20 protein-coding genes are annotated in these 17,841 nt (G+C 34.4%); 5 read left to right on the forward strand and 15 right to left on the reverse strand.

Going from position 1 to position 17,841, the window contains the following annotated elements; genetic code table 11:
• Positions 1–128 precede the first annotated feature (128 nt).
• A complete protein-coding gene (locus AC4FQ5_RS15450; RefSeq protein WP_491144726.1) occupies positions 129–875 on the forward strand; it encodes a hypothetical protein in 747 nt (248 codons plus the stop codon).
• 6 nt (positions 876–881) lie between these two features.
• Positions 882–1,679, forward strand: coding sequence for a carboxypeptidase-like regulatory domain-containing protein (locus AC4FQ5_RS15455; protein ID WP_491144727.1), 798 nt, complete (start codon positions 882–884; stop codon positions 1,677–1,679).
• A 2-nt stretch (positions 1,680–1,681) separates the two neighbouring features.
• Here the strand turns inward: AC4FQ5_RS15455 and AC4FQ5_RS15460 are convergent, their stop codons facing one another.
• The 6 genes from AC4FQ5_RS15460 to AC4FQ5_RS15485 all read right to left on the reverse strand — a co-directional run bounded on the left by AC4FQ5_RS15460 (position 1,682) and on the right by AC4FQ5_RS15485 (position 7,452).
• Positions 1,682–2,194, reverse strand: a complete 513-nt coding sequence (locus AC4FQ5_RS15460) for a GNAT family N-acetyltransferase (protein WP_491144728.1) — start codon at positions 2,192–2,194, stop codon at positions 1,682–1,684.
• Between the two features lie 2 nt (positions 2,195–2,196).
• Positions 2,197–2,418, reverse strand: a complete 222-nt coding sequence (locus AC4FQ5_RS15465; RefSeq protein ID WP_034678114.1) for a PspC family transcriptional regulator — start codon at positions 2,416–2,418, stop codon at positions 2,197–2,199.
• Positions 2,411–3,685 (reverse strand): DUF2851 family protein, encoded by a 1,275-nt coding sequence (locus tag AC4FQ5_RS15470; RefSeq protein WP_491144730.1) that lies wholly within the window; start codon positions 3,683–3,685, stop codon positions 2,411–2,413. Before AC4FQ5_RS15470 ends, AC4FQ5_RS15465 begins: the two co-directional genes overlap by 8 nt.
• Positions 3,686–3,919: 234 nt before the next feature.
• Positions 3,920–5,068 carry an N-acetyl-alpha-D-glucosaminyl L-malate synthase BshA gene (gene bshA / locus AC4FQ5_RS15475; protein ID WP_491144732.1) on the reverse strand — a complete coding sequence of 383 codons (1,149 nt, stop codon included), beginning with the start codon at positions 5,066–5,068 and terminating at the stop codon, positions 3,920–3,922.
• A gap of 3 nt (positions 5,069–5,071) precedes the next feature.
• On the reverse strand, positions 5,072–5,731 hold the full coding sequence (locus AC4FQ5_RS15480; RefSeq protein WP_491144734.1) for a hypothetical protein: 660 nt from the start codon (positions 5,729–5,731) through the stop codon (positions 5,072–5,074).
• A 17-nt stretch (positions 5,732–5,748) separates the two neighbouring features.
• Positions 5,749–7,452 (reverse strand): glycoside hydrolase family 3 protein, encoded by a 1,704-nt coding sequence (locus tag AC4FQ5_RS15485; RefSeq protein ID WP_491144736.1) that lies wholly within the window; start codon positions 7,450–7,452, stop codon positions 5,749–5,751.
• Between the two features lie 116 nt (positions 7,453–7,568).
• On the opposite strand from AC4FQ5_RS15485, the gene AC4FQ5_RS15490 reads away from it, so the two are divergent.
• Complete coding sequence (locus AC4FQ5_RS15490) at positions 7,569–8,114, forward strand: hypothetical protein (protein WP_491144737.1); 546 nt, start codon at positions 7,569–7,571, stop codon at positions 8,112–8,114.
• Positions 8,115–8,198: 84 nt separating this feature from the next.
• Here AC4FQ5_RS15490 and ribA read toward each other — a convergent pair whose 3' ends face one another.
• The 8 genes from ribA to AC4FQ5_RS15530 all read right to left on the reverse strand — a co-directional run bounded on the left by ribA (position 8,199) and on the right by AC4FQ5_RS15530 (position 15,109).
• Positions 8,199–8,786, reverse strand: coding sequence for a GTP cyclohydrolase II (ribA, locus tag AC4FQ5_RS15495; RefSeq protein ID WP_491144739.1), 588 nt, complete (start codon positions 8,784–8,786; stop codon positions 8,199–8,201).
• Positions 8,787–8,797: 11 nt separating this feature from the next.
• Positions 8,798–9,256, reverse strand: coding sequence for a hypothetical protein (locus AC4FQ5_RS15500; RefSeq protein WP_491144741.1), 459 nt, complete (start codon positions 9,254–9,256; stop codon positions 8,798–8,800).
• Positions 9,253–9,864, reverse strand: coding sequence for a DUF4254 domain-containing protein (locus tag AC4FQ5_RS15505; RefSeq protein WP_491144743.1), 612 nt, complete (start codon positions 9,862–9,864; stop codon positions 9,253–9,255). Before AC4FQ5_RS15505 ends, AC4FQ5_RS15500 begins: the two co-directional genes overlap by 4 nt.
• Positions 9,865–9,878: 14 nt before the next feature.
• Complete coding sequence (locus AC4FQ5_RS15510) at positions 9,879–10,094, reverse strand: twin-arginine translocase TatA/TatE family subunit (RefSeq protein ID WP_491144745.1); 216 nt, start codon at positions 10,092–10,094, stop codon at positions 9,879–9,881.
• A 28-nt stretch (positions 10,095–10,122) separates the two neighbouring features.
• Complete coding sequence (locus AC4FQ5_RS15515) at positions 10,123–11,676, reverse strand: murein hydrolase activator EnvC family protein (protein WP_491144747.1); 1,554 nt, start codon at positions 11,674–11,676, stop codon at positions 10,123–10,125.
• Complete coding sequence (gene lolB1 / locus AC4FQ5_RS15520; RefSeq protein ID WP_491144749.1) at positions 11,673–12,518, reverse strand: lipoprotein insertase outer membrane protein LolB1; 846 nt, start codon at positions 12,516–12,518, stop codon at positions 11,673–11,675. The genes AC4FQ5_RS15515 and lolB1 overlap by 4 nt, the downstream gene beginning before the upstream one ends.
• 89 nt (positions 12,519–12,607) lie before the next feature.
• The gene (locus tag AC4FQ5_RS15525) at positions 12,608–13,627 is read right to left on the reverse strand and encodes a sugar phosphate nucleotidyltransferase (protein ID WP_491144750.1); all 1,020 of its coding nucleotides are present in this window, start codon (positions 13,625–13,627) and stop codon (positions 12,608–12,610) included.
• Between the two features lie 27 nt (positions 13,628–13,654).
• Entirely contained in the window at positions 13,655–15,109 is a 1,455-nt protein-coding gene (locus AC4FQ5_RS15530) for a lipopolysaccharide biosynthesis protein (RefSeq protein WP_491144751.1), read from the reverse strand.
• A gap of 122 nt (positions 15,110–15,231) precedes the next feature.
• Here AC4FQ5_RS15530 and AC4FQ5_RS15535 point away from each other — a divergent pair, with 122 nt between their 5' ends.
• Positions 15,232–16,569, forward strand: coding sequence for a dihydroorotase (locus AC4FQ5_RS15535; RefSeq protein WP_491144752.1), 1,338 nt, complete (start codon positions 15,232–15,234; stop codon positions 16,567–16,569).
• Positions 16,570–16,699: 130 nt separating this feature from the next.
• Here AC4FQ5_RS15535 and AC4FQ5_RS15540 read toward each other — a convergent pair whose 3' ends face one another.
• Positions 16,700–17,302: an FMN-dependent NADH-azoreductase gene (locus tag AC4FQ5_RS15540; protein WP_491144754.1), complete on the reverse strand. Its 603-nt coding sequence runs from the start codon at positions 17,300–17,302 to the stop codon at positions 16,700–16,702.
• Between the two features lie 110 nt (positions 17,303–17,412).
• Here AC4FQ5_RS15540 and AC4FQ5_RS15545 point away from each other — a divergent pair, with 110 nt between their 5' ends.
• The gene (locus AC4FQ5_RS15545; protein WP_491144756.1) at positions 17,413–17,790 is read left to right on the forward strand and encodes a winged helix-turn-helix transcriptional regulator; all 378 of its coding nucleotides are present in this window, start codon (positions 17,413–17,415) and stop codon (positions 17,788–17,790) included.
• Positions 17,791–17,841 lie beyond the last annotated feature (51 nt).

A 17,841-nucleotide genomic window follows, 5' to 3' on the forward strand; every position in this document is an offset into this window, starting at 1 on the left:
TTATCCGACCGGTTTTTAACAGTTTAAAAAAGAAAATTTCCAAAAAATGTATTAAAAGCGTTAACTGTGGTTAAACTTCTCATATTGTATAAAAATTACTTTAGTTTTGCTCTATAAAACGATATTCCGTGAAATGTAAACTACTCTTTATCTTATCTTTATTTTTCTTCGTAAGTATTAATGCCCAGGAATTTATTTTTGGGAAAGTAACTTCTGAAGATAATTTGGAAATTCTTGATGTTACAGTGATCAATATTCGTACAGATGAGCGGGTTATGACCAACCGTGATGGTCATTTTATGATTTCCGGAAGACAGGGTGATAATCTTCGTTTCATCAAAAATGGTTACGATAGGATCAGTACAACCATTACTAAAGAGAATATCGTTTCACCTATCAATATTAAAATGATAAGATCTGCACAATTGATTGATGAGGTCGAAATCAGAAAAGCTTTGACGGGAGATTTGAAAGTCGATACCAAAACGTTGAATCCGCCACAGAAAGTAGAAAAACTCAAAAGTGATTTAGCGGTTTACATTAAGCAAAAATCTGATCCCAGAATTCTTGCAGCGAGACCCGGTGAATTTGTACAGCCAAAAGGACAGGGATTTGCTATTGGAAAAGTGAAAAACAAATGGGATGATGTAGACTTTATGAACTATTTGGTAACTGCTCTTGGATATCAATATTTCAATAACTTAAAAATAGAAAATTCTCAGGTTCAGCATTTTATTTATTACGTTTTGGCAGGAGGATTTGAACGAAAAAGTATTCTCAAATACGGGTTTATCAGTGATGCAGATTTGATGAGATTTCAAAGAGCGGTTTTAGGCAGAATTTCCACTTACAAAGCACCACAAGCACAAAAATAAGAGGTGATGAAGTCTTATTTTTCCAAAATATTTTTTTTGATTCTTGTTTCCGGTTCTTTTCATTTCATGTTTTCACAACAGAAAATTTTAGGTAAAATACTGAGCGAAAACGATATGGTTATCAGTAATGTTTTGGTGGTCAATGTTTCAAACGGTCAAAAAACATACAGCGATGCTGCCGGAAATTTTACTATTGAAGCTTCTGTAAATGACGAAATCAGATTCTCAAAAACGGGATATGAAAGATCTTCTAAGAAAGTTTTAGATTATGAGTCATCTTTAAATATTATTTTAATCAGAATTCCTGAAGAAATACAAGAAGTCGAAATTCTGAATCTGAGTGGAGACTTAAATAAAGATTCTAAACGACTTACCAAAGAAGATAAAGTTGCCAAATTGCAGAAAGATATTGGACTTCCAAAACCGCCGGAAGTAGCGAGAGAAAAAGCTCCGGAACTTTCTGATGCGTTTGTTATTGGTTTTCCGATGGCGGCAATCAATATAGATGCTCTGTACAAAGTTATAAGCGGTGATGCTCGTAGAATGAAAAATTTGTACAAATTTGAAGATTTGCAAAGGCATTTAAAATGGGTTGTAAGTAGACTTGATACCGAATATTTTACAAATCAGGGAATTTCTGAGAATCAGATTCGCGAGTTTTTACAATTTGCTTTTCTCGAAAATCCAAGGACTTTAGATTTTGTAAAAGCAAAAAATATCAACGGAACAGTTTTTGAAATTGAAAGAGTGATTCCTAAATATATTGAAAGGGTGAAGTCTCAAACAAAGAATAGCATGAAATAACTTTAGTGATAAACCACATCGTAAATCTCATCTTTCAACTCGTTGAGATTTTCAGGCTTATAATTTGCTAAAAGCCACAATTCTAGAGGTTTTTTTCCTTCACCGTAACTTGGCTGAATGTACATTTCGTCAATCAGATAAAAACCATTTCTTTGGTAAAATGAGAAACGTCGTTGAGAATCATCATTCAGATGCTGTGGTTCTATTTCCAAAATGATTTTCGGATGATTTTTAAATAAATAATCTGTAATGTGTGAACCCAATTTCTGATTTCTAAATTCAGGAAAAACCTCAAAATGCTCTACGAAAATAAAAGAACCCAGCTCCCAAAGAATAAGATAACCAATATTTTCAGTTTCATTCAAAACGGAAATTACTTTTACCTGCGGATGCTCAAATAAACGCACAAATTTGTACCAGTCACGCCTTTCATCTTCGGGAAAACTCGAAGCGTAAGAATCGTAAATTTGCTGAACTCGGTAATCTTCAGGCGAAGTAATCTGTAAAAATTCCATAATTATAAATCAAAAACGCTGGGTCTTCTGGTGATGAAAATGTCTTTGATCCAAAGTGTAAAAGCGAGTCCCAGATAAATCAAAAAGAAAAAACCGGCTGTTGCAAAAGTAGAATAGATAAAGAAAACCCGGAGTTTAGAAACCGGAATTCCCAATTTAGCGCCCATTCTTGTGAGTACTCCAAACCATTCTCTTTCCATCTTATGACGCAGATTATCAAACATGATTGTCTTCTTTTAAAATGTTAAATCCTATGCTGCAATTTAAGCAATTTTTTGCTGTGCAGTAATTTTTGTAATGATAAATCAAGCTTTGAGTCTGCAGTGCAGTTTTAATTTTTAAGCCTAAATTTTTCCAGCCATCAATAACTGTATTTTTTTCGGCCGGTAATTCTTTATAAAATGCCAGAATTTCGTCTGCAATTTCTTCATTATGATGTTTATGGTAAGTATATTTTAAGGGTAAAATACTGTTAAGAATAATCAGTTCGATGAAATCTTTAGTTAAAATTTTCGGTTGATCGACAGGCGAAATCTTTCCAAAATTAAAGTGATTGTCCCAATAATCTGATGCTTTTATATTGCTGAAAATCCCTATCAGTTCATCGGAACTTTTAGAATTGATCATCTTTGAAAACAAATTTTGATGTCGATGATAAAGATCCGCCAATTGTGACAACCGAATGGTTGGAAAGTTGGGTGGTCGTAATCTCAGGAATTTAGGACGAATCATCAAATCAGGAATGTTATATTTTGTCCGTAAAAAATCAAATTCTCTTTTCCAGATTTTCATCTGCTCATCTGCGGGGTTTTCAAGCCATCCTGAAATTCCGAAAATCAAAGCTTCGAGTTGAGTTTTGCTCTGCCTGATTTTATTGAAAACGGTAAAGTCAATGCTTTCTGCCATCTGTTTAAACAGATGCGCATTCACTTTGAGTCCAAAAGAGTAGGCAAGACTGTGAAAAAGAACGGCTTCGTAATTATTCTTGTGAATCTCTAAATTTTTTTCAAGCTCTGAAGATTTTTCTTCAAGCTTTTTCAATAAACTTTCTTCGTAAAAATGAACCGGAATTTTATTGGGATTAAACAGGTCTTCACACGGAATAAGCTGAGTGTCTCTCAACAAAATCTCATATCTTCCAAAAATAGTTTCGTCAATATGATTTCTCAATTCAAGTGTCGAAATATTTTTATATTTAAATTCTTCGATGTCTGCGTCATTTTGATAAACCACATGCAGAATGATGTTTTGATAATTGGGATCTTGCGAATGCTGATGAAAAATCCAGTCAGATGATTTTACATGAAGTTCGATATTTCCTGCTAAAATTACATTATTGATTTTAATTTTAGCCATCAGAAAATCAGGTCCGGAATCTGTATTCCAAGTTCCAAAATCTAAAATTTCAATAGGATTTCCTTCAAGATCTTTGAAGTTATAATGAGTAAATACTTTAAAATTCCACAGGTATTGTAGTAATTTCTCGTTCATCGGTTGTGTTTTTTTACACGAATGTATGAAAAATTTGAATTTTAAATATTGCTTACCTTGAAATTCGGAAAATATTTGAGTTTCCATTTCCGGAAAGTTTTCTGCACCCTCGCAATACGTTTTCTGCAACGTTGCATTCCTGCAAGAAGCTTTCGGAAAATTGGCAATTAAAAAAAACCCTTTCAGCGTTTTAAACGCTGAAAGGGTTTATTGGCTAAATATAATTACGATGTTTTAAGCTTTAGAAAATTCCTTATCAAAGTTGGCAATCGTGGTTTTATACATTTCCTCGTAAATAGGAAGAATATTTTTCAGATCAAATTTTATTGCCTGTTCTTTGGCGTTGATCTTCATTTGAGTTAATAGTTCGTCATTGCTGAGAAGCTTGATCGTATAGTTGCTCATGGCTTCCACATTTCCGATTTCTGCTAAAAATCCTGTCTCACCCTGAATATTGACTTCAGGAATCCCACCTGCATTGGAGCTGATAACAGGCGTATTGGCTGCCATCGCTTCAAGAGCTGCCAAACCGAAACTTTCCTGCTCGGAAGGAAGCAGAAATACGTCAGACAACTGTAAAATTCTGTAAAGATCATTTACTTTGCCCAGAAGACGGATTTTTGAGATCAGTTCGGGGTTTTCTTCCAGAAACTGATTTACTTTTTCCATATCCGGACCTTCGCCGATGATGATCAGCTTAGATTTAACTTTCTTTTCGACACTTTTAAAAATCTGAAGAACTTCTTCCACACGTTTTACTGGTCTTAAATTGGAAACGTGAATCAGGATTTTTTCGTCAGGACTCGCGAATTGTGTTCGCTGGCATTCATTGCAGTCATCAAATTCAGAATTGTCGATGAAATTGGTGATCACCTGAATCTCTTTTTTGATATTGAAAAACTGAAGCGTATCTTTTTTAAGACTTTCGGAAACCGAAGTAATGGCATCTGATTGATTGATTGAAAACTCCACCGCATGTTTGTAACTCGGATGTTGCCCTACCAAAGTAATATCGGTTCCGTGAAGTGTTGTTACTAAAGGAATATCGTTATTGTCTTCTTTCAACATTTGCTTTGCTGTAAACGCTGCATAAGCATAAGGAATTGCATAATGCGCATGAAGTAAATCGAGCTTATAAAGATTCACAACACGGTAGATCATCGAGCTTAGCGCAATATCATAAGGCTGATACTGGAAAAGCGGATAGGTCTGAACATTTACTTTGTGAAAGAAAATATTGGGATTGGTGATATCTAATCTCGCAGGAAGTGCCGAACTGATGAAGTGCACCTCATAGCCTTTATTGGCGAGAGACATCCCGAGTTCTGTTGCCACGATTCCGCTTCCGCCGTATGTTGGGTAGCAAAGTATGCCTATTTTCATTTGTTATTTGGTTGTATTTTGGTTTGAGTTACAGTTCTTTTCGTAATATTCAAGAAGAACACTAACTTTATGATCTTTGATTTCTAAATTTTCACTTTCAAAATCAGTTACCAACTGAGGGCATTTATCTTTAAAGAAATTTTTCACGTGTCTTTTGACTATATTTTTTTTATTGGGCGTCCATGTGCTATTAATAAAATAGATCATGGTTGGTTTGTCATTTTTATATTGAAAAAAATAATTTGTAAGAGTAGAAGGTGTTACTGTATAATAGTATCCGTTATTTTTTATGCCTCCGTCATAGCTGTCAGAAACATACATTGAAATTTCTCCGCTGGATATTTTTCTCATCCAGTTGTATTCAGTTTTCGCATTGTCCGAACCTTGATAATAATTAAATTCTTTTAATTCTAAAGTAATAATCTCTCCCGTTTTTTTATCAGTATATTCCACTTTATCTAGCAATTGCACTTTTATTTTTTCTTTTTTCTGTGTATCATCGTCTTTAAATAAAAGTTTGGTTTCGCCATTTAGCGCTGCATCAGCTTTACCTTTTCTAGTTGTACCATCAAGATAAAACAGGGTGGCTGTAAAGTTTTGTGCTGCAAAATGGTGAGCGAATGCCATTAGAATGATTGTAAGAAATTTAAGATTTGTTTTCATCAGTAGGTTTGTTTTGTTTATTTTTTAGTTACAACTTCTAAAGTGATTCCCATTCCGGGTTTAAGTTGATCATTAACAACAACCGGAAGTTTTCCCCAGATTTTTGTCTTCCCATTGATGGCGTTTGCGGTTGCGGTCATTGAGTCATCATTATTTTCGTAAGATACTAAAACGGTAGAAACTTTAGATAAATCAATATCTTTTAAAGCATAAGCGCTTCCAAAAACATTTAAAATCACGTTTTGATTTTTAGTTAAATCTGCCAAAACTTTTTTTGATTCTGCTGAAATTTTATAAGGTTTGTACGCCGTGGAATTGTCTTTATGAAAACCAACAATTACCGTGGAATTTGCCGGAATGCTATTGATCTCCGAGGCTTTTTTAATAATCACTGTGGAATTTAAATTCAATTGATCTGCAAAAGTCTGGTAAGGCGCTTCCTCCAACGGAATGTAATAACAAGTGTTTTTACAGTTTAAAGGGAGTAGTTTCTGTTCGTCTTTTATTAACGTTAAGGCATTTGAATAAAGATTTTGCACCAATGTTTTGTGAGAATCATTGTTAATATCCTGATTTATATTCTCAGGATTTTTTGCAGTGTATTGATTTAGACCTAAATAGTATTTAGTGAGTAAAATTTTCTTTACGCTTTCTTCCACTCTTTTTTGTGAAATTTCACCATTGTCAATTGCTTTCTGGATCAGTTTTTTACCTTCCGCAACTCCCTGAGAGAAAAGCATAATGTCATTTCCTGCCTTGAAAGCTAAGGCATCCAGTTCGCCAGGTTTATATTTGTTGGCAACTGCTCCCATATTCAGAGCATCTGTTATAATTAAACCCTTGTAGCCTAATTTTTCTTTCAATAAACCTGTGATGATATTTTTTGAAACCGAAGCGGGAATTCCTTTTTCTGATTCTAAGCTGGGAACGTAAAGATGTGCAACCATCACACCTCCTATTCCTTTGTCCATTAAAGCTTTGAAAGGTGCTAATTCCACTGAATTCAATCTTTCTAAGTTGTGTGAAACCAACGGAAGATCAAGATGTGAATCTGTACTTGTGTCACCATGTCCCGGAAAATGTTTAATCGCTGCTAAAATATTATTATCCTGCAAGCCTTTTGAATAGGAGAGGGCAGATTGTATAACATTAGGAACTTCTGAACCAAAACTTCTGTTCCCGATAATCGGATTGTTTGGATTGGTATTTACATCTACAACGGGAGCAAAATCCCAATTGATGCCCATTCTTTTGCAATCTTCAGCGATTTTTGTTGCCATCTGATAAATCAAATTCTTATCTTGGATCGCTCCTAAAGTCATCGCCCAGGGAAATTTATGAGCTGTCGCAATTCTTTGAAAAATTCCCCACTCAGCGTCCATCCCAATCATCAATGGAACTTTAGATTTTTGCTGAAATTCATTAACTAAATTGATTTCTCTCGCAGCATCATCCTGCATGAGAATCAATCCGCCGATCTTATCGTTGAGAACAATATTTCTTACCTGATTGATATGGTTTTCATCTTTGTTGGTATAAAGAGCAACAATAAAAAGCTGTCCCAGTTTTTCGTCCTGTGAAAGAGAGTTGTAAGTTTTGTCAACCCATTGCTGGGCTTTCTTCTGATCTGAATGAGAAATGTTTTTCGGCTGATATTGTGCTGAAAGTTGTGAACTTATAAACAGTGTAAAAATGAGTAATTGAAGCGCTACTTTGTTCATAATTTTGAATAAGAACAAAAATACAATTAAAAAAAACAGCAGAAACAAAGTTTTTGAGTTTTTTGGTATATGTTTTGATTCGGCTTAGTTACTAAATAATATTTAAATTAATTCCAATGAGAAAAATTATTCCAATTTTAACCTTAGCTTTTGCTGGTTTATTCATATATAGCTGCGATAATGATGATGAAGTTGTACAAACAGAACAAATTGTTTTAACAGTAAGAGACGTTACAGGAACATTCAATACAAATAATGGTTTTCAGATAGAGCAAGGCTTAACGTTACAGTCTGCTGATGCAGTGCTTGTGTATAGAAATATTAATTCCAATACAAACAACAATACTCCGGTTTGGCAACTTATTCCCAAGACTTATTATTTAGATGATGTTCAGAATTTTCCGGTAGGAAGAGAATTAGATTATAACTTCGATTTCACTACACAGGATGTACAGATCAGAACAGAGGCTAATTTTAATCAGTCTAGTCAGATTACAAGCGGAGAAACAAGCCAGTTTTTGACTAATCAGACTTTTAGAATTGTACTGCTTCCTGCGGTTTCAGGTAAAAGTGCAAATGCTGTAGACAAAAATGATTATAATGCGGTAATCAAATATTACAATATTGACGATTCAAATGTAGTCAATACCAAAATAAATTAAGAATATATCTTTTCAGTTTTTATAATTAAGAAAGCTCCGGAAATTTTTCAGGAGCTTTTGCTTTATTTAACTATAAATCAATTCTTATTCGTCCAGAAGATGTCCGAAATAATCCTTTTTGGTTTGTAAATATCCACGGCTTGAGTCGTTAGCAGGAATCTGTAAAGGTATTCTTGAATTTAAATTCACATTGCTTTTTTCAACAAATTTTACCTTTTCAGGATTGTTGGTTAAAAGATTAATGTTTTTAACTTCTAAAATATTAAGAATCTCAATTGCAACACCAAAATTTCTGTCATCAGCAGGTAAGCCTAATTCTAAATTGGCAGCAACGGTATCAAAACCTTTCTCCTGAAGAGAGTAAGCTTTGAGTTTATTAATAATTCCTATATTTCTTCCTTCCTGGCGAAGGTAGACAATAATTCCGCCATTCTCTTGCATATATTTCATAGCTGCGTCAAGTTGCTGTCCGCATTCACACTTCTGAGAATGGAAAACTTCACCTGTAATGCATTCTGAATGAAAACGTACATTGACGGGTTTGGAAAAATCTGTATTTTCTGCGATGATCGCCATGTGTGGCATCCAATCGGTAGATTCTTCAGAAAAGGCTATCATTCGGAAATTGCCGTGCTCTGTAGGAACATTTGCTTCCGCCTGAATTTTTATCATTTAATTATCGGTTATTTTTTACTGTTTATTGAATCTTCGATAAAGGTAACATTCGTTTTTAATCTTACCAAATATCTGTTCAGCACTGCATCATCATCTTTGTTTAGATATTTTCTGAGTTTCTGAATTTTTTTGTAAGACTTTTCTAAGCTTTCAAGAGTTTTGTTCTTCCCCGAAACATTCCCGGAATCTATTGCATACAGATAATTCTGTAATGTATATTTTAAAGAACTTATTTCCTCGTTTACGGCAGTATTTTTTAATTTAGGAAAACTGGAAATCAGATTGGTAATTTCGGCAGCGTTTGCGTTTTCGCTAATATTGATAGAAAAACTATTGATTCCAGTTTCAGACTCGCTTTTTTTCGCTTCACTGTAGAAACCATTGGACAGGGGAGAAACATTAGGTTTTTCTGTAGCGCAGGAAGTGATGGTTAAAATAAATAGTCCGAAAAAGTATAATCGTTTCATTTTGGCTCCTTTTGATAAAGGATTGGGTTAAGACTTTCATCATTGTACATTTTCATCTGTTTGTACACTTTCATCTTAACATCACCGTTTTCAATATCAGTAAGCAATTGACTTATCGACGTAGACAAATCTTTTTTCTGATCCAGAAGAACATCAAGTTTTTTCTGACAATTCAGCCTGTGTTCTTCAGAAGCAGATTCCCTTTTAGCTTCCAAAGACATATGATAGACTTTGAGTGCAAGTATTGATAATCTGTCAACTGCCCAAGCGGGAGTTTCAGTATTTATCTTTGCATTAGTTTTTGGAGTAATATCTTTATATTTATCTAGAAACCAACTGTCTATAAACTCAACCAAATCTGTTCTCTGTTGATTGGAAGCGTCAATTCTTCTCTTCAGCTTAAGAGCTTCTACAGGATCTATGTTTTCGTCTCTTATTATATCTTCAAAATGCCATTGAACGGTATCAATCCAGTTTTTAGCATACAAAATTCGTTCCAAACTTCCATTTGGAAATGTGTTATTTATAGGAGTATCAACATTGTCTAAAACATGGTAGTCTTCAATTGATGTATTGAAGACCTTCCAGGCTGTTTCGGTAAAATTCATTTTTATCTTAGAATTTAGTTGCTGGGATTATTTGTTGTTGAAGAAGACTGATTATCAGTTTTTGGAGCTGGCTTGTCTTCTTCTTTTACAGCATCTTTAAATTCTTTGATTCCCGATCCCATTCCTCTCATCAGTTCAGGAATTTTTTTTCCTCCGAAAAGTAACAGAAGAATGATCGCAACGATCAGGATATGTTGCCAAGATAATGACAGTATTGTAAGTGTATACATCTCTAAAATTTTTACAAAGTTAATATTTTTAATTGGATAGCCAACCTAATGGATCTACCGGCGTGTCACCTCTCCAGATCTGGAAATCTAAAGTGAATGACCCATCAAAATCCTGTGCAACTGTACCTACAGAAGTTCCGGCAGATACCTGCTGACCTTTTGAAACTGTATTATTGCTGAGATTTGAATAAATAGAGAAATAATCTCCATGCTTTATCAAAACTGTTTTCGTGCCATCTGCAGCCGGCATTACTGAAGAAACTGTTCCCGGAAATACAGCTTTTGCATTAGTACCTTTTGCTACAGAAATTTTAATTCCGTTATTTTCTTCTACAATATTTTTAAATACGGGATGCGGTTGTCTTCCAAAACGGTGAGTAATCGTCCCATAAGCCGGCATTGCCAGTCTGCCTTTGTTTGCTGCAAAACTGTTTCCTGCCGATGTCGAAACACCGTAATTGGTCATTGCTTTTGTTTCAGCAGCTTTTTTATCTGCATCTGTCTTCTTTTCTAATGCTGCTTCTGCCGCTTTTGCTGCTGCTAGTTTGTTAGCGGCTTCTCTTGATCGCAGTGCAGCGTCATCAGAAGCTTTTTTAGCAGCCAATTTTCTTGCTTCATCTCTTGCATTAGATTCGCTTCTCGCTGCTTCTTCATTTCTCTTTCTCTCGTCTTCAGCTCTTTTGGCTGCAAATTCAGCAGCTTTTTTGGCTTCAGCTTCAGCTAACTTCCTTTCTCTTTCTAATGCTTCAGCTCGTGCTTTATTTTCTGCGTCTATTCTTGCTTTTTCCCTGTCAGCAGCTATTTTTGCCAAACGGATTTTTTCTGCTTCCGCTTTTTTACGGGATTCTTCTTCCGCTTTTGCTCTACGAATTTCTTCTGCAATAATAGATCTTATTTGTCCTTCCAATGCTTTCGACTGACTTTGTTTCTGTCTAAGTTCACCGGCAAGTTTGGTTTCATTCTTTTTAAACTCATTTACCAACTGCTCTTTCTGGGCTCTTTCAGCACTGATCGTAGTAAGATCTTTTTGCTGATTAATCAGGAGGTTTTCTTTTTCAACAGCAGATTTTCTTTTCTTTTCAACAGACCTTTTTAGTTCAACAGCGGCATTTGTAATTTCTGCTGCTTTTTTATCCTGATAATCAGAATACTGTTTTAAATACTGCACTCTTCTTAATGCTTCACCAAAACCTTTTGAGGAAAGAATGAATGTCACCTTATTCTGTACCCCCTTATTTTTATATGCATTGACTAAAACCTGAGCGTAGTTTTTTCTTAATACGGCTAGCTCACGATTCTGTCTGTTGATTTCAAGCTGACGAAGATAGATTTCGTCTTCGATAAATCTTTTTTCTTTCTGTGTATTGTTATAAACTTTTTCTCTTAAAGCTAATTTCTGATTTACACTTGTAAGATATGAGATTGAAAGTTTAGACTCATTTCTTGTTTTTGCTAAGTCAGCATTTATTTTTGCAATTTGTTTTTTAAGCTCGGCATTTTGTTGCTGCAACTGCTCTTTCTTTTGCCCAAAATGCAACGAGAACAGCAAAATTCCTATTAAAAAGCTAAATTTTTTAATCATTTAATCTCAATTTTCTTATAATTGGCTGGAACTGAATAAGGTGTTTCCATTTTAGTGAAGCCAAATTTCGTATTTTCCAGTAAAATCTGACTTGTTTTTGAGCCTTTTATAATTATTTTAACACTTTGCGGCAATCTGAGATTATTGTCAAAGCCTTCCCACTGATCATATACGATTTCTACAGCATCATCGGATTTTACGTCCTGCAATTTAACATACATTAAATCATAATCATTCGAATATCTCATATTGATTTTGTATTCGCGCTCTACGCCATTGGTTACTATTTTCTGGTTAACAATTGACGACAACTGATACCCCTCTTCATTTTTTGTAATGTTTGAATTTTTGTTACTTACCAGAAGGAAGGTTCTTCCTAAAAGGATTTTTTCTAAGGTTTTGTAATCGATGAAATTGATATTCAGTAAATTATTTAAATATTCAAAATCTGAATCTATATAATTTTTATTGTATTTATCAACAGCTTTTAGTCCTTCAGGCGTGATGATGGCTCTGGCTGCATTGAAAAAGAGAAAATTTATATTTGACCATATTTTTTTATCGCTTTCAATGTAAATCGTTGCATCCAAAGGACTTACTCTTATGTTGTCTGCAGTAATTTTACTGTTGATTTTAATTTGATCAAATTTCGGATGAATATAAATATTTTCGTAAAATGTCAATCTGTCTGAGATATTTTTTCCAGCATCGATCGGATTTTTATTACCTGAACTGTCTACTTTAATGCTGTCATTGTCAGAAGTGTTTTGCATCGCACTTTTTTTGGTTTTACATGAAAGTATAACCAATGTAACGAGCAATAGCGAGATCCATTTTTTCATATTCTCTTTTAAATAAATACTTTACAATATTAACGCCAAACCACACAAAACATTTTGTGTGGTTTAGGGTCAATTTTATTTTGATAAAATTAATCTTTATTAAGGAAATCCAAAACAGAATAATCTCCCAAAGATATTTCCCTTGCAACACCAAAATATTGTGCTGAGTTTCCGATCATTGAATTGGAAAGGTTTCCGTGATTGATTTTTGTATTTTCCTGAATCAGAGAATTTTCGATATTTGAATTGATAATCACTGTGTTATTTCCTACAGAAACTCCGGGACCAATTTTCGAATTCATTATTTTCACATTTTCACCAATAAAACACGGAGGAATAATCAATGAATTTTCAATGGTAGAAGTAGATGTGAAGTGAGACATTTCTTCTTTTTCGTAAGCCAGGATTTTGCTGTTTGTTTCAACGGTTGCATTTTTGTTTCCGCAATCCATCCAGTCATCTACTTTGCCTAAAGTGAATTTTGCACCTTTCTGACGTAGATTTTCTAAGGCGGTTGTTAATTGGTATTCTCCACCAACTTTAATATCATTATCCATAATATGATTGATTTCGGACATCAGTTTTTCACCTGAATTAAAATAATAGATTCCGATGATAGCAAGATCAGAAACGAAAGTCTGAGGCTTTTCTATGAAGTCTGTGATAAAGCCATAATCATCTAATTTAACGACACCAAAAGCCGAAGGATCGTCTACTTTTTTCACCCAAATTACACCGTCTGAATTAGTATCTAATGTAAAATCTGCTCTGAAAAGTGTATCTGCAAAAGCTACAACAACATTTCCTGTCATCGACTGCTCTGCACATTTTATGGCATGAGCAGTTCCTAAAGCTTCTTCCTGATGATAAATACTTCCTTTTGCACCTAATCTCTCAGCAATCAGAAGAAGAGATTTTTCTACTTCGTCACCAAAATCTCCTATGATAAAAGCTACTTCTTCGATTTCTTCTCCTGCAACTTTCGCAATATCTTCTACCAATCTCTGTACAATCGGTTTTCCGGCAATAGGAATCAACGGTTTTGGAACAGTTAAAGTATGTGGACGTAATCTGGAACCGCGTCCAGCCATTGGAACAATAATTTTCATATGTATTTATTATAGTTTAATTTAAATTTATGATTTTCTGAGAATTTTATTGATCATCGTTCTCTCGTTATAAACTAGAAATGCGATGAATAAGATAAACATTCCGTTTCCTATTAAATAATTATGCCGGAAACAGTAAAAAGAAATCATCGATATAGCAATCGATAGTACTAAATAGACTGCGATCTTTTTTATGTTATAATGAATTGGATATTGTATTTTTCCCCAAATGTAGGAAATTACCATCATACTTGTATAGGTTATCAATGCTGCAAAAGCACTTGCCCAATATCCGTATTCCGGAATAAAGGTAAAGTTGATGAATATTGTAATCGCCGCTCCTATCAATGAAATATACAATCCGACTCTTGTCTGGTCAGACAATTTGTACCAAATTGAAAGATTGAGATAAATCCCTAAAAATAAAGCTCCGAGCATGACGAAGGGTATGATTTCAATTCCTTCGAAATAAAGAGGGTTTTTTAAGTACCTTTCTGATATCCATTGCAGATTGACCATCAATCCGATATAGATTAAACAGTTGCAAATCACAAAAACATCCATCAGAACAGCGTAAGTTTTGTGATTGCTTTTGTCTTTAAAACTTGAGAAGAAGTATGGCTCAATTCCCAACTGATAAGCCTGACGGAAAACTGTAATAAATGTAGCAATTTTGTAAACAGCCCCATAAACACCGATCTGATGTTTCGCTTCTTCTTTCGGTAGTAAATATTTCAAAAACTGTCGGTCTAAAGTCTGATTGACGATTCCCGCAAGTCCTGCAATCATTACAGGCCAAGAATAACTCATAATTCTTTTCCAAAGTGAAAAGTCAAATTTCCGGAAACTGAAATTCACAAATTCTTTTCCAACGATTGCTAAAGTGATGATGCTCTGGACTAAATTGGCAATGAAAACATAACCTACCCCTATTTCGGGGTCATATTTAATTCCTAAAATTCCGTTTGGATAATGAGGAAGCCATTTTATAAAAAATACAACCAGGAAGTAATAAACCAATGATCCTATAACTTTGGAAAGCATATAGGTTATGGGTTTTCCTTCCAGCCTTAAAACCGCAGAAGGAATTGTTGCAAAAGCATCAAAAGAAAGAATGAAAAGAAAAATAACAAGATAATTGACCTGATCCGGAGTTTCAAATGCGTTGGCAAGATCCTGTCTGAAAACATATCCCAAAATAAGATATATAAAACCGATCCCTAAAATACTGAGTGCAGAAGTAGATATCAAAGTTTTTTTATCAATATCACCTTCCTGCGCAAAACGGAAAAAAGAAGTTTCCATTCCGTGGGTCAAAAAAACGGTAATGACTCCCGCAATTGAATACCAGTCAACAAATGGAGACGACGCAGACGGTCCGAATGCCTTGGTAACAATAGGTGCGATCAGGAAAGGGAAGATCCTGACCAAAACCGAGCTGAGCCCATAAACAGCAGTTTGCCCAAATAATTTCTTGTACAAATTTATTTTTTTAAAGTGCAAATGTAAATATTAGAATTCACAATTTTCTGATTGATGTTTAAAAATCATTAATGAAAATATTAAATTTGTGCAATACAAATCTTTATTTCTAAAAAGTAAAAATGAAAATTCTTATAAAAAACGTAAAAATCGTCAATGAAGGACAAATTGTTGAAAGCGATATTCTCATTGAAAATGATTTAATCTCAAAAATAGAATCAAATATTTCTGAAGAAGCGGATCAAATTATTAATGGTTCAGGAAAATATCTTTTGCCCGGAATTATTGATGATCAGGTGCATTTCCGCGATCCGGGTCTGACTCATAAAGGTGATATCGAAACCGAGTCGAAAGCTGCAATTGCCGGCGGAATTACAAGCTTCATCGATCAGCCCAACACTGTTCCTAATGCGGTAACCCAAGAATTATTGGCAGATAAATACGAAATTGCTTCTCAAAAGGCCTATGCTAATTATGGTTTCATGATGGGCGGAACGAATGATAATCTGGAAGAGGTTTTAAAAACAAATCCCCGAAACGTGCCTGGAATCAAATTGTTTTTAGGTTCTTCTACAGGAAATATGCTCGTTGACAATCCTGAGACGCTTGAAAATATTTTCAGTAATACAAAAATGCTGATTGCGGTTCATTGCGAAGATGAAGCGACAATCAGAGCAAATACTCAAAAATATTTAGATCAATACGGCGAAGATATTCCTGTAAAATTTCACCATTTAATCAGAAGCGAGGAAGCTTGTTATAAATCGTCTTCAAAAGCGGTTGAATTAGCCAAAAAAACAGGAGCGAGACTTCATGTTTTTCACCTTTCAACAGCAAAGGAAATGGAACTTTTCAGCAATGATATTCCTTTAAAAGATAAAAAAATTACTGCGGAAGTTTGTGTTCATCATTTGACTTTTACCAATGAAGATTACGAGACAAAAGGCGGATTGATCAAATGGAATCCTGCCGTAAAAACTCAAAAAGATAAAGACGGACTTTGGGAAGCGCTGTTGGATGACAGAATTGACGTGATTGCCACAGATCACGCTCCTCATACCTGGGAAGAAAAACAAAATGTCTATACAAAATGTCCTTCCGGAGCACCTCTGGTTCAGCATTCTTTGACGGTAATGCTGGAAAATTACATCAACGGAAAAATTTCTTTGGAAAAAATCGTTGAAAAAATGGCTCACAATCCTGCCATTCTTTTCAGAGTTGAGAAAAGAGGTTTTGTGAGAGAAGGTTACAAAGCCGATTTGGTTTTGGTGGATTTAAATGAAAACTGGACGGTTGGCAAAGAAAACATCCTTTATAAATGTGGTTGGAGTCCGTTGGAAGGAATGAATTTTCACTCTAAAGTCACCCATACTTTTGTTAACGGAAATCTGGTTTATGACAATGGAAAAATTAATGAAGAGAAATTCGGGGAGCGATTGCTTTTTGAAGTTCAGAAATAAAATGAAAGACTGCAAATGTGCAGTCTTTTTTATTTCTCGCAGATTGAGCAGATGAAGCGAATTTTAAATACAATCATCTGCTAAATTTGCTAAATCTGCGAGAGAAAAATTATCTAATAATCATTTGAAATTAATCAATCACAATGCTTTCAATAGCATTTTCCAAAGAATTTTCCATAATTCCAGGAATTGACAGACCTTCTGCACGAAAAACACTCACATCTGTAACGCCATAAAAGCCAAAAACATTTTTGACATAAGGCACATTGGAATCGTAAATTTGATAAGGACCTTTAGAATAGATATTCCCTGACGAAAAAGCAATGTATAATTTTTTATTTTTCAGCAAACCTTCAGGACCTTTCTCGCTGTACTGAAAAGTATATCCTGCTCTTGAAGTATAATCAAAATAGGCTCTAAGCGTTGCCGGAACAGAAAAATTGTACATTGGAGATTCTATTATTATAATGTCAGCTTCCTGCAATTCTGAAATTAATCCTTCGGAATACTGATTGATAACTTCCTGTTCTGGAGAACGGCTTTCTGCCGGAGTAAAAAATGAATTGATGTGAACATCTTCCAAAAGAGGAACAAGATTTTTTGTAAGATCACGTTCTTTTACAATGCTGTCAGGATATTTTTCCTGAATCTTCTCTAATATTGCATTTCCTAATTTTCTGCTCGCAGATACTTCTATTCTCGGACTTGAGATAATGTGCAAAATTTGTTTCATATTTTTAAATTCTTAAAATTCTTTGACAAAATTATGTACATTTGCTTGTGAAAAGTTAGTAGTGATCAAAAGGTTAGCAGTAACCTTTGGGTTAGTTTAAGATTAATTTTATGGAAAATAATATAGAATTAGAAGAACCTATTACCAAAATAAATTGCCAAAATCATCTTTCATCAGTTGAAGATGCGATTTATGTCATCGGTGGAAAATGGAAGCTGAAAATTATTATTGCTTTGCAGGAACACGGAAGTATTCGATTCAATGAGCTTCAGAGAATTGTAGCCGGAATTTCTGCAAGAGTACTCTCAAACGAGTTGAAAGATTTAGAACTAAATGGTTTTGTCAAAAGAATTGTTCATGCGGAGCAGACTCCGGTTGTCGTAGAATATATCTCGACAGATTACAGCAAAACTTTGAAAACTGTTATCATGTCACTTTCCGAATGGGGCAGAACACATAAACGCAATATTAGACAAGATGTTTTTTAAGATTTTCTTTATAATTTTCAGAAATAAATTTCTTAGTAGGAACGGGCTCTA

Source organism: Chryseobacterium sp. DT-167, assembly GCF_058310155.1.